Origin of the sequence: Kitasatospora azatica KCTC 9699 (genome assembly GCF_000744785.1) — a bacterium.
Lineage (GTDB): Bacteria > Actinomycetota > Actinomycetes > Streptomycetales > Streptomycetaceae > Kitasatospora > Kitasatospora azatica.
Genome location: NZ_JQMO01000003.1, coordinates 1,248,310 through 1,261,303 on the forward strand (window position 1 = coordinate 1,248,310; position 12,994 = coordinate 1,261,303).

Genomic DNA, 12,994 nt, shown 5'->3' on the forward strand with positions numbered 1-12,994 from the left:
GCATGCCACGCCGCTCTGCGACGATGCTCGCCGCCACCCTGACGCTCATAGCGCTGCTCTGCGTCTCCGTGCTGCTCCCGGTGCCGTACACGCAGCTGAGCCCGGGACCGACGTACAACACGCTCGGCGTCCAGTCCGGGACCCCGGTGATCAGCATCTCGGGGCAGCAGACCTATCCGACCAGTGGTCACCTCAACATGACCACGGTCCAGGTCACCGGTGCGAACTACCAGCCGAGCCTGGTCTCGGTCGTGGTCGGCTGGCTGCGGGACGACCAGCTGGTGGTGCCGCACGACACGCTCTACCCCAAGGGCCAGACCGAGCAGCAGTCCGAGCAGCAGAACGCCGAGGAGTTCGCCTCCTCGCAGGACAGCGCCAAGACGGCCGCGCTGAACCAGCTCGGCTACCCGGTCGGCACCAAGCTGATCGTCGCCTCGGTGGTGGCCGGTGGGCCGAGCGAGGGCCGGCTGCACGCGGGTGACGAGATCATCGCGGTGGACGGCACCAAGGTCACCGACCCCACCCAGGTGGCGCCGCTGGTGACCAAGCACAAGCCGGGCGAGACGGTGGTCTTCACGGTGCGCTCCAAGGACCCGACCGACGCCCTGGAGAAGCAGGTCCCGATCACCACCACCAAGGCCCCCGACTCCGACCGCGCGATGGTGGGCATCGTGCCCGGCACCACGCACACCTTCCCGTTCACCATAGACATCGGGCTGCAGGACGTCGGCGGGCCGAGCGCCGGGCTGATGTTCGCCCTCGGCATCGTGGACAAGCTGACCCCGACCGACCTGACCGGCGGCAAGTTCGTGGCCGGCACCGGGACGATCGACGACCACGGCAAGGTCGGGCCGATCGGCGGCATCTCGATGAAGGTGATCGCGGCCCGGGAGGCCGGCGCCCGCTACTTCTTCACCCCGAGCGAGAACTGCGCCGAGGCGGGCAAGAACACCCCGGACGGGCTGCGGCTGATCAAGGTGGACACGCTGGACGACGCGCTCAAGGCGCTGGGCCAGGTCCGGGCCGGGCAGGACTCGGCACTGCCGTCCTGCCAGGCCTCGTAGGACTCGTCGTAGTTCAGGCGAAGGTCGCGAGCAGTGCCTTGGTCAGGCCCGGCACCAGGTCGGGGCCGGTCAGCACCTCGCGGGCGATGTCCTTCTCGCGCAGCCGCAGCGCCGTCTCGCGCTTGCCGTCGCGCAGCACGGCGGCGGTGATCCGGACCTCCTGACGGTCCGGGTGGTGGGCCACCCACTCGGCGATCTGCGCCTCGGTGGCGTTGGCCGGGCGGCTCTTCTCCGCGCCCGGCGGCAGCATCAGCCGCTCGACCACCAGTGCGCAGCCGGCCACCCCGGCCGGCCAGGCGATGGTGCCGAGGAACTCGTCCAGCGCCATGCCGGCCGGCAGCTCGTCCTGCTCGACCGGGGTGAGCGAGCCGTCCTGCGAGGCGTCCAGTCCGAGCTGCCGGGCCACCGCCGGGTCGGTGCGGCGCAGTTGGGCGCTGTCGACCAGGGCGAACAGGCGGGCGGGCCGGTCCCAGCCGAGCCCGGCGACGTACTCGTCGATCTCCAGGGCGGCGCGGGTGAGCGGGGTGGCGGCCGGCGGCAGGCCGCCCTCGAGGGGGGTGTTCGGGGCATCGGACATGGCTCCATCCTCACATGTCGCCGGGGCGCCGGGCCGCGCAGCGCACCGAGCCCGGTGGGAAGGTGCGAGGGCGGCTGGGAACTCGGTGCGAGGCTGGTTAAGTTGCTCTGGTGGGCTGCCGGCCCACCGGCGTTCACCCAGCCGCCCCGACCACTCCAGCAGAGGTGCCGCCTTGGTATTCCAGATGCCCGACCGTGAAGGTCCGGCGTACCGTCCACGGGTCGGCCCGCCGTCGCGCCGCACTCGGGTCCTGCTGCTCACGCTGGGTGCGCTGGTCCTGCTCTTCCTGGCGTTCGTGCTGTTCGCGGGCTTCTGGACGGACTGGCTCTGGTTCAAGTCGGTGCACTACTCCTCGGTCTTCGCCACCGAGCTGTGGACCAAGGTCGGGCTGTTCGCGGTCTTCGGACTGCTGATGGCGGCGGTCGCCGCGCTGAACATCTGGCTGGCGTACCGGCTGCGGCCGCCGCTGTCGGCCATGTCGGTGGAGCAGCAGAGCCTGGACCGCTACCGGATGGGCATCGCGCCGTTCCGCAAGTGGCTGGTGCTCGCGATCGCGCTGCTGGTCGGGCTGATCGCGGGCGCGTCGGCGGCCGGGCAGTGGCGGCTGTGGCTGCTGTGGACCAACGCGAGCTCCTTCGGGGTGCGGGACAGTCAGTTCCACCTGGACGTCTCCTTCTACGCCTTCGACCTGCCCTGGTACGAGTTCCTGCTCGGCTTCGCGTTCAGCGCGGTGGTGGTCTCGGTGATCGCCGCGCTGCTGGTGCACTACCTCTACGGCGGCCTGCGGCTGCAGGGCCCCGGCCGGCGGGCCAGCGCCGGGGCGCAGGGGCACCTGGCGGTGCTGCTGGGCATCTTCGTGCTGCTGAAGGCCGTCGCGTACTGGCTGGACCGGTACGCGCTGGCGGTGAAGAGCGGCTCCTTCAAGCGCGTCTCCGGCTACACCGGTCTGCGTTTCGTGGACGCCAACGCCTATCTGCCGGCCAAGACCATCCTGTTCTGCGTGGCGCTGATCTGCGCGCTGCTGTTCTTCCTGACCCCGGTGCGGCGGACCTGGGCGCCGGCCCTGATCGGCTTCGGGCTGATGGCGCTCTCGGCGGTGCTGATCGGCGGGGTCTACCCGGCGATCGTGCAGCAGTTCCAGGTCAGGCCGAACGAGCAGGCCAAGGAGACGCCGTACATCAAGAAGAACATCGACGCGACCAGGCAGGCGTACGGCATCGCGGACAGCCAGACCATCCAGTACAGCCCGAACAATACGGCGGACGCGCAGTCGCTGGCGCCGGACGCGCAGACCATCGCGGACATCCGGCTGCTCGACCCCAACATCGTCTCGCCGACCTTCCAGCAGCTCGAGCAGCAGCGCTCCTACTACGGCTTCCCGGGCACCCTGGACATCGACCGGTACGGTCCCAAGGCCGCCGCCCAGGACACCGTGCTCGGGCTGCGCGAGCTCAACCTCGACGGGGTGCAGCAGCGCAACTGGATCAACGACCACTTCAAGTACACCCACGGCTACGGCGCCGTGGCGGCCAAGGGCAACCAGGTCGACGACCGCGGCCAGCCGGTCTTCACCGAGTCGGGCCTGCCGGCCGGCGGATCGCTCGGCGACTACGAGCAGCGGATCTACTTCGGCGAGAAGACCGACACCTACGCGATCGTCGGCGGCACCAATCGGGAGATCGACTACACCTCCGACAGCGGTCTGCAGACCTCCCAGTACGGGGGCGGCGGCGGGGTCTCGCTGGACAACCCGGTCACCCGGGCCGCCTACGCGGTGAAGTTCGCCGAGCCGCAGTTCCTCTACTCCGGGGCGATCAGCAACGGCGCCAAGGTGCTGTACGACCGCACGCCCAAGGAGCGGGTGGAGAAGGTCGCGCCCTGGCTGGCGATCGACGGCGACCCCTACCCGGTGGTGCAGGACGGCCACCTGGTCTGGGTGCTGGACGGCTACACCACCTCGGACGGGTACCCGTTCTCCTCCAAGACCACGCTGGGTACCGCGACCAAGGACTCGCTCACCGACCAGCGCGGCGGTGTGCTCACCCCCAGCAACCAGGTCAACTACATCCGCAACTCGGTCAAGGCCACGGTGGACGCCTACACCGGCGAGGTGACGCTCTATCAGTGGGACGACAGCGACCCGGTGCTGAGGACCTGGATGAAGGCCTTCCCGGGGACGGTGGAGCCGAGGAGCGCGATCCCGGCCACGCTGCTCCCGCACCTGCGCTACCCGCAGGACCTGTTCAAGGTGCAGCGCGACCTGCTGGGCATGTACCACATGACCGACCCGAACTCCTTCTTCAACGGCACCGACATCTGGCAGGTGCCGGTCGACCCGACCAGTGAGTCCAAGCAGGTCCAGCCGCCGTACTACCTGACGCTGCGGATGCCCGACCCGGCGGCCACCGACGCCGCCTTCTCGCTCACCAGCAGCTTCGTGCCCGGCGCGCGCGAGAACCTGGCGGCCTTCATGGCGGTGGACTCCGACCCGGGCCCCGACTACGGGAAGATCCGGCTGCTCAGGGTGCCGAGCAGCGACTCCAGCACGCCCGGCCCCAACCAGGTGCAGGCGAAGTTCAACTCCCGCCCGGACGTGGCCACCACGCTGAACCTGATCAAGAACGGCGGCGACTCGGACATCGAGTACGGCAACCTGCTGACCCTGCCGGTCGGCGGCGGCTTCCTGAACGTCGAACCGGTCTACGTGAAGGCGCGCGGAGCCAAGTACCCGGTGCTGCAGAAGGTGCTGGCGGTGTACGGGACGGACAACGTCGCCTTCGAGAACACTCTGGACGCGACGCTGAAGCAGCTGTTCAACGGCGCCGCGGTGGGCGCCACCGGGACGGCGCCAAGCGGCGGCAACCCGCCCTCGGGCGGCACCGGCACGCCGTCGGGCAGCATCGACCCGGCGCTGAAGCAGGCCCTGGACGCGATCCAGAAGGCCTACACGGACAGTCAGAACGCCTTCAAGGCAGGCGACTGGACGGCCTACGGCGCGGCGCAGAAGGCGCTGCAGGACGCGATCAACGCGGCCGCTGCCGCCGAGCACAAGCCCTGAGCTGCGGCGCTGCGCACACCATCGAACCGGTGGTGTGCGCAGCGGCCTCCGTGATCGTGCTATGGTTGGGACACAACGACGCGGGGTGGAGCAGCTCGGTAGCTCGCTGGGCTCATAACCCAGAGGTCGCAGGTTCAAATCCTGTCCCCGCTACTCAGGTTGAAGGCCCGGATTCCCATCGGAATCCGGGCCTTCGGCGTTCCCGGATCCCGGCGGCCCGCTTTTCGTCATGGACACCTCTTGACGCCGACTTTGGTCTAGTCCACCGTGTGGCAATGGAATCGGGGGGCGCGGCCGGACCGCTGCGCTACGAGCTGCTCGGGCCGCTGCGGGTGCGGCGCGCCGGCGAGCCGGTGGACGCCGGTCCCGCGATGCAGCGGGCGGTGCTGGCGGTGCTGCTGCTGAGTGCGGGCGAGCCGGTGGTGCGCGAGCAGATCGTGCAGGCCGTCTGGGGGACCAGGGCCGGCCCGAACGCGCCCGGCCTGGTCGCCACCTACGTCTCGCGGCTGCGCCGGGTGCTGGACCCGGATCGGCCCCGACGCACCCTCGGCGGGGTGTTGGCCACTCGTGGCGCCGCCTACCGGCTCGCCGTCGAACCCGGCGAGCTGGATCTGCACACCTTCGAAGCCGCCCGGGCCAGGGCCCGCACCCAACGCGCGGAGGGCTCACCGGCTCGGGCGCTCGACACGCTGGACCAGGCACTCGGGCTGTGGCGCGGCGCCGGACTCGACGGGCTGCCGGGACCCTTCGCCGCCCTGCACCGCGGGCGGTTGGCCGAACTGCGCCTGGCCACCTCCGAGGAGCGGTTCGAGCTGGCCCTGCTGCTCGGGCAGCACCACGAGGTGGTCGCCGAACTGGGCCTGCTGGCGGCCGCCCACCCGCTCCGCGAGCGGCTGCGCGCACTGCTGATGCTCGCGCTCCACCGGGCCGGTCGGCAGGGCGAGGCGCTCGCGGTCTACACGCAGACCCGACAGGCTCTGATCACCAGTCAGGGACTCGAGCCTGGGCGGGAGTTGGAGGAGTTGCAGCAGCGGATCCTGCGTGGTGACCCGGCCCTGGAGCTCGGCGTGCCGCCGACCGTGCTGCGCACGCTCTGCCTGCCGGCCCAACTCCCGTCCGATCTCTCGGACTTCACCGGAAGAACCGCAGAGCTTCGGACGCTGGCCCGACTCCTGGGTGGCGGCACCGGCAACGCCGAGAACGGTCGCAGCGGTGCCGGCCGGTGGCTCGGCGCGGTGCCGGTGGTCGTGCTCAGCGGGCCACCGGGGGTGGGCAAGACCGCGCTCGCCGTGCACGCCGCACACCGGCTGCGCGAACGGTTCCCGGACGGCCAGCTGTTCGCCGCGCTGCACGAGCCCGACGGGCGGCCCGGAGAGGCGGGCGCGCTGCTCGGGCGGCTGCTCGCCGACCTCGGCGTCGAAGCCCGGGACCTGCCGGTGGAGACCGAGCGGCGGGCCGCGTTGCTGCGTTCGGTCAGCTCGGGCCGCCGGCTGCTGCTGGTGCTGGACGACGCCGCCGACGCGGGGCAGGTGGCGGCGCTGCTGCCGGGCTCGCCGAGCTGTGCGGTGCTGGTCACCGCGCGCGGGCGGCCGACCGTGCTGCCCGGGGCCCGGGCGATCGCGCTGGACGCGCTCGGCCCGCAGGAGGCGCGCCGGCTCTGGCGCCGGCTGCTCGCGGACGGGCCGCCGGGCGGCGGTGCGGCGTCGGCCGCGGACGAGGCCGCGGTGCTGGCGGTCTGCGCCGGTCTGCCGCTGGCGCTGCGCGCGGCCGCCACCCGGGTGGCGGCCCGGCCCGGTCTCGGCCTCGGGCCGGTGGCGGCGCGACTGCTGGACGGGCGCCGAAGACTGGCCGAACTCAGCCCGGGCGGTCGCGGGTTGGCGCAGGCGCTGGCCTCGGCCGAGACCCGGCTGCGCCGGACGCCGGACGGCCCTGCGGCCGTCGAGCTGCTGCGGCGGCTGAGCGCGCTCGGGCCGGACGGGCTCGACCCGCTGCCGCCGGACCTCCCCGAGGAGTTGCTCGATCGGCTGGCCGAGTACGGTCTGGTGGGGACGGCGCCCGACGGCCGGTACCGGATGCACCCGTTGATCGCCCTGATCGGGCGAGCCCCGGATGGACGGGGAATGGAATCCGGATGTCACCACCCGTTCTCCGAGGCTTCGCCCGACCGGTCTGACCAGCCCTGATGGCAATCGGGCCGACCTTGCGTCAGGTCCGCCGGGCTGCCTCGGGCGCCCGGCTGTCGCCGGTCCGTCAGCTCCCCTTGACCGGCTATTTGGTCTAGTCCACTCTGAGTCCGCCCCGGCAGCGGCGCAGCAACCCGTGCCGGTGGTGTACCGCTCCCTGCCGCCCGCATCCAGCCGTCAAGCGCCGATTCGAGGAGCAGAACCGTGCACCGTGCGACCAGACAGACCCAGAGAAGACCCGACCGGGCCGAGCGGCCGAAGTCGGGCGTCCGCATGGCGGTGGCCTCGGCAGCGGCCCTCGCCGCGACCGCGAGCGGCACCCTGCTGCTCGCCACCGGCGGCAGCGCCAGCGCCGATGTCGCCAACCTGCTGCAGAACCCCGGCTTCGAATCCGGCAGCCTGGCCGGCTGGACCTGTAGCGCCGGCTCCGGCGCCACCGTCACCAGCCCGGTGCACAGCGGGAGTCACGCCCTGCAGGCGACCCCGGCCGGCTCGGACAACGCCCAGTGCACCCAGCGGGTCTCGGTGCTGCCCAACTCGACCTACACGCTCAGCGGTTGGGTCCAGGGCAACTACGTGTACCTGGGCGACAGCGGGACGGGTGGCACCGACACCTCCAACTGGAGCACCAGCTCCGCCTGGAACCAGTTGAAGACCAGCTTCACCACCGGTGCGTCCACCACCAGCGTGACCATCTATCTGCACGGCTGGTACGGCACCGGCGCGTACTACGCCGACGACCTGGTACTGAGCGGGCCCGGCGGGCCGACCCCGACCTCGACCGGGAGCCCCACCCCGACGCCGACTCCCACCCCGACGCCGACCCCGACGCCCACGCCGACCCCGACCCCCACGCCCACCCCCACGGGTCCTGGTGGCGGGAGCAAGCACAAGCTCACCGGCTACTGGCAGGACTTCGACAACGGCGCCACCGACCAGCGGATCAGCGATGTCAACGCGGCCTACGACATCATCGCGGTGGCCTTCGCCGATGCCACCAGCACGCCCGGCGCGATCAGCTTCACGCTGGACAGCACCCTCTCCGGCAAGCTGGGCGGCTACACCGACGCCCAGTTCAAGGCGGACATCGCGGCCAAGCACGCGGCCGGCAAGAAGGTGGTCATCTCGGTCGGCGGCCAGAACGGCACCATCTCGGTCAGCGACTCGACCTCGGCCGCCAACTTCGCCAACAGCGCCTACGCGCTGATCCAGCAGTACGGCTTCGACGGCGTCGACATCGACCTGGAAAACGGCGTCAGCTCCACCTACATGGGCCAGGCGCTGCACTCGCTGGCGGCGAAGGCGGGCAGTGGCTTCGTGCTCACCATGGCGCCACAGACCATCGACATGCAGTCCACCGGCACCGAGTACTTCAAGCTGGCGCTGAACACCAGGGACATCCTCACCCTGGTCAACACCCAGTACTACAACTCCGGTTCGATGAACGGCTGCGACGGCAACGTCTACGCCGAGGGCGGCGTGGACTTCCTGACCGCGCTGGCCTGCATCCAGCTGAAGGGCGGTCTGGCGCCGAGCCAGGTGGGCCTCGGCCTGCCGGCCTCCACCCGCGCGGCGGGCAGCGGCTATGTCTCCCCGAGCACCGTGAACAACGCCTTGGACTGCCTCGCGAGCGGTCTGAACTGCGGCTCCTTCAAGCCTTCCACGACCTGGCCGGGCATCGGCGGTGCGATGACCTGGTCGACCAACTGGGATGCCAGCAACGGCAATTCCTTCGCAAGCTCGGTCGGCGGCCACCTGCACGGCATGCCGTAGACCGGATCTCTCACCCCCACACAGAGAGAAGAGAAACCGAATGCGCAGAAGCAGTCGATCGGCATGGGCGGTGACCTCGGCGGCAGGACTCCTGCTGGGTGGCGCCCTGTCGGTGCTGGGCATGGCGCATGCCCAGGCCTCGCAGAGCCTCCCGGCGGCCACCCCCGCGGCCGCTCCGGCCAACACCACCGGCGCGCCCGCCAGTTCGGGTGGGATCAAGGTCGCCTACTACGACCAGTGGGCGGTCTACCAGAACGCGTTCTACCTGAAGAACGTGGACACCACCGGTGAGGCGAGCAAGCTCAACTACCTGCTCTACGACTTCGAGAACATCGACCCGTCCAACCTCACCTGCTTCGAGGCCAACTCGGCCGCCTCGCAGGACGAGAACAACCCCAACGCGGGTGACGGCGCCGGCGACTCGTTCGCGGACTACGGCAAGACCTTCGCCAACGGCAACTCGGTGGACAACTCCACCGACACCTGGAACCAGCCGATCGCCGGCAACTTCCACCAGCTCCAGGAGCTGAAGGCGAAGTACCCGAACCTCAAGGTGGTGCTCAGCCTCGGCGGTTGGACGTACTCCAAGTACTTCTCCGACGCGGCGGCCACCGACGCCTCGCGCAAGAAGCTGGTCTCCTCCTGCATCGACATGTTCATCAAGGGCAACCTGCCCTCACAGGGCGGCTACGGCGGCGCGGGCACCGGCAAGGGCATCTTCGACGGCTTCGACATCGACTGGGAGTACCCGGGCGGCGGCGGGCACACCGGCAACCACGCCAGTCCGAACGACAAGCAGAACTTCACCGCGCTGCTGGCGGAGTTCCGTTCGGAGCTGAACGCGCAGGGGGCGGCGGACGGCAAGACCTACTCGCTCTCCGCGGCGCTGCCGGCCGGCCAGGACAAGATCAAGTACGTCGAGACCGACAAGATCGGCCAGTACCTGACCTTCGGCGACCCCATGACCTATGACATGCACGGCGGTTGGGAGCCCACCGGGCCGACCAACCACCAGTCGCCGATCTACGAGAACCCGGCCGACCCGTCCAACCCGATCACCCCCGGCACCTCCAAGTACTCGGCCAACGAGGCGATCAAGGCCTACACGGTCGGCGACTCGCAGTACGGCATCCCCGGCGGCTTCCCGGCGAGCAAGCTGAACATGGGCGTGCCGTTCTACTACCGCGGCTGGACCGGCGTGCCGGCCGGCAGCAACCACGGGCTCTTCCAGACGGCCACCGGACCCGCGCCCGGCGCCGCCGACTCGGGCAACGTGGCGGGCACCCGGATGTACAAGGAGCTCTCCGGGGTGGTGGACAACGCCTCCACCACCTTCTGGGACCCGGTCTCGCAGGCCGCGTACTTCTACGACGGGACCAACTTCTGGTCCGGTGAGTCCAAGCAGTCGATCCAGGCCAAGGCCGACTACCTGCACTGCAACGGTCTCGGCGGGACGATGATGTTCTCGCTCTACGACCTGGACCCGGCGGCCACCCTGTTCAACGCGGTGGTGACCGACACCAACGGTTCGGCCGGCAACTGCCCGGCGCCGACCCCCACGCCCACGCCGACCCCACGCCCACGCCGACCCCCACGCCCACGCCGACCCCCACCCCCACCCCCACGCCGACTCCCACCCCCACGCCGACCCCCACCCCGACCCCGACTCCCACCCCCACGCCCACCCCGACCGGCCCGTCCGGGAACCCGGTGGTCAACGGCGGCTTCGAGTCCGGCGCGCTCTCGCCGTGGACCTGCACCGGCAACCTCGGCTCGGTGGTGAGCACCCCGGCGCACTCCGGCTCGCACGCCCTGGCGGGGGCTGCCAGCAGCAGTGACGACGCCCAGTGCTCGCAGACCATCACGGTCAAGCCCAACACCACCTACACGCTCTCCGGTTGGGTGCAGGGCAACTACACCTACCTCGGAGTGACCGGCTCCGGCGCGGACAGCTCGAACTGGACCACCGGCCCCAACTGGTCCCAGCTGTCGACCAAGTTCACCACCGGCGCGACGGTGACCTCGGTGACCGTCTGGGTGCACGGCTGGTACGGCCAGGGCACCTACTACGCGGATGACATCAGCGTGAGCTGAGGGTCCGTGAGCAAACGGAGGCGGTGTCACCGGATAAGCGGTGGCGCCGCCTCCGGTACTATGGGCAGACGCTCGCACCATCCTTCGCACCACGGGGGTTTGTGAGGCGCAAGTGTCGGGAAATCGACAAAGCGCCGAAGCAATCTCCGCCGGCTTCGGCCCGGCCCGGCAAAATCGCGCGGGCAGGTGTACGCGGGTGTTCGGGTGATGCGACGATGGACCACATGGGGGACGGGACACGGCTGTTGGCGGGCCGTGCGCCGAGACGCGTCCCTGCTGGATGCCGCGGCACTCGGGGGGAGCGGGAGTCGGCATGAAGCTGATCGGCAAGAACCAGCCGGGCGCCGACAGCGGCCCGGTGGACACCTCCGCCGCGATGGCCGCGCCCACCGCACCGGTACCCGCCCAGCGCGGCCTGGGCCGTCCCGGGCCCGGCCGCTCCTACGGCCCCGAGAGCCTGGAACCGGTCCCCCTCCCGCAGGTGACCGGCCCCTACCCCGCGCCCGCCGCCTCGCCCGCCCTCCGCGAGCCCGATACAGCCGATGCCGCCAGCTTCGAGAGCGAGCTCGCGGCCCGCGAGTCCGCCGCCCTGGAGACCAGGCACCGCGCCGCGGCCGACGCGGGCGACGCCGGGGCGGCCAGCCAGCTCGGTGCGCTGCTGCTGCGCCGCGGCGACCTGGACGACGCCGAACCGTATCTGCGCCGCGCTGCCGCGGCCGGACTGCGGGCCGCCGCCAACAACCTCGGCGTGCTGCTGCACCAGCGCGGCCACCGGTCCGAGGCCGGCCAGTGGTGGCGCCACGCGGCGGTGGCCGGCAGCGCCCCGGCCGCGCACGCGCTCGGCCTGCACCTGCGCGACCACGGCGACGAGGAGTCCGCCGAGTACTGGCTGCACTTCGCCGCCGAGCAGGGCCACGCGCTCGGCGCCTACGCGCTGGGCGACCTGATGGAGCACCGGCGCGACGTGCGCGCCGAACGCTGGTTCAAGCTGGCCGCCGACGCCGGGCACCGGGAGGCCGCCTACCGGCTGGCCCGGATGCGCGAGGCCGCCGGCGACAAGGACAGCGCCGAGACCTGGTACCGCACCGCGGCCGTGCGCAGCCACGCCCGGGCGGCACTGCGGCTCGGCGTGCTGGTCGAGGAGCGGGCCACCGGCGACCAGGCGCTGCGCGAGGAGGCGGCCCGCTGGTACCGGCAGTCCGCGCAGAACGGCGAGCCCCGGGCGGCCTGCGCGCTCGGCTTCCTGCTGCGCGACTCGGGCGACCTGCCGGCCGCCGCCGAGTGGTGGCAGGAGGCCGCCGAGGCGGGCGACGGCAACGCCGCCAACGCGCTCGGCGCACTGCACGCGAGCCGTGGCGAGGACGGCGCCGCCGAGCGCTGGTACCGCGCCGCGCTGGAGGCCGGCGACCACAACGGCGCGTTCAACCTGGGCCTGCTGTGCGCCGCCACCGGCCGCGAGGCGCAGGCCGAGCAGTGGTACCGCCGGGCCGCCTACGCCGGGCACCGGGAGGCCTGCAACGCGCTGGCCGTGGTGCTGCTGCAGCGCGGCGACGAGTCCGGCGCCGAGCCCTGGTTCTCCAAGGCCGCCGAGGCGGGCAGCGTGGACGGAGCCTTCAACCTGGGCATCCTGCACGCGGGCCGGGGCGAGCAGCAGCAGGCCCAGGAGTGGTACGCCCGCGCCGCCGCCGAGGGCCACGGTGAGGCGGCGCTGCAGCTCGCGGTGGTCAAGGAGCAGCGCGGCGACCTGCCCGCAGCCCTGGACCGCTACCGGCAGGCCGCCGCCGGTGGCTCGGCCGAGGGCGCCTTCCGGCTGGCCTCGCTGCTGGACCGGCGCGCGGACGTGCCGGAGGAGGCCGAGCACTGGTACGCGGTGGCGGCCGACGCGGGACATGCCCGGGCTCAGGTACGGATGGGCGTGCGGGCCGCCGAGCGCGGCGCGCTGGAGATCGCGGAGAGCTGGTACCGGCGGGCCGCCGAGTCCGGCAGCCGCAGCGCGGCCTTCAACCTGGGCCTGCTGCTGGCCCGTCAGGAACGCGAGCCGGAGGCGATGCTCTGGTACACCCGGGCCGCCGACGCGGGTCACGGGCGGGCCGCGCTGCGGCTGGCCCTGCTGGCGCTGCGCCGGGGCGAGCCGGTGCAGGCCGAGAACTGGTGCAAGCGGGCCGCCGACTACGGCCCGCCGGAGGTCGCCGAGCGCGCGGCCCGGCTGCTGGATGCGATGCACCCGGAGATGACGGCCTGACGG

The 12,994-nt window shown here is 71.8% G+C and carries 7 protein-coding genes, 1 tRNA gene and 1 pseudogene; 8 read left to right on the forward strand and 1 reads right to left on the reverse strand.

The features are described from left to right. The first annotated feature begins 2 nt into the window (after positions 1-2). A complete protein-coding gene (locus BR98_RS16685; protein WP_063774795.1) occupies positions 3-1,064 on the forward strand; it encodes a YlbL family protein in 1,062 nt (353 codons plus the stop codon). Between the two features lie 13 nt (positions 1,065-1,077). Here BR98_RS16685 and BR98_RS16690 read toward each other — a convergent pair whose 3' ends face one another. Next, the gene (locus BR98_RS16690) at positions 1,078-1,641 is read right to left on the reverse strand and encodes a PPA1309 family protein (RefSeq protein ID WP_051969846.1); all 564 of its coding nucleotides are present in this window, start codon (positions 1,639-1,641) and stop codon (positions 1,078-1,080) included. Positions 1,642-1,825: 184 nt separating this feature from the next. Here BR98_RS16690 and BR98_RS16695 point away from each other — a divergent pair, with 184 nt between their 5' ends. From BR98_RS16695 to BR98_RS16720, 7 genes and pseudogenes are all read left to right on the forward strand, one after another. Further along, on the forward strand, positions 1,826-4,699 hold the full coding sequence (locus tag BR98_RS16695) for a UPF0182 family membrane protein (RefSeq protein ID WP_083976658.1): 2,874 nt from the start codon (positions 1,826-1,828) through the stop codon (positions 4,697-4,699). A gap of 79 nt (positions 4,700-4,778) precedes the next feature. Next, positions 4,779-4,852 (forward strand) — tRNA-Met (locus tag BR98_RS16700). 122 nt (positions 4,853-4,974) lie between these two features. Further along, positions 4,975-6,882, forward strand: a complete 1,908-nt coding sequence (locus tag BR98_RS16705) for a BTAD domain-containing putative transcriptional regulator (RefSeq protein ID WP_051969847.1) — start codon at positions 4,975-4,977, stop codon at positions 6,880-6,882. A gap of 273 nt (positions 6,883-7,155) precedes the next feature. Then, positions 7,156-8,655, forward strand: a complete 1,500-nt coding sequence (locus BR98_RS16710) for a chitinase (RefSeq protein ID WP_035845595.1) — start codon at positions 7,156-7,158, stop codon at positions 8,653-8,655. Between the two features lie 40 nt (positions 8,656-8,695). After that, on the forward strand, positions 8,696-10,438 hold the full coding sequence (locus BR98_RS41355; protein ID WP_456152114.1) for a glycoside hydrolase family 18 protein: 1,743 nt from the start codon (positions 8,696-8,698) through the stop codon (positions 10,436-10,438). Beyond that, positions 10,369-10,743: pseudogene (locus tag BR98_RS42780) on the forward strand (carbohydrate binding domain-containing protein); the annotation flags it as partial. The gene BR98_RS41355 and the pseudogene BR98_RS42780, both read left to right, overlap by 70 nt. Before the next feature lie 319 nt (positions 10,744-11,062). Then, positions 11,063-12,991 carry a tetratricopeptide repeat protein gene (locus BR98_RS16720; RefSeq protein ID WP_232247442.1) on the forward strand — a complete coding sequence of 643 codons (1,929 nt, stop codon included), beginning with the start codon at positions 11,063-11,065 and terminating at the stop codon, positions 12,989-12,991. Positions 12,992-12,994 lie beyond the last annotated feature (3 nt).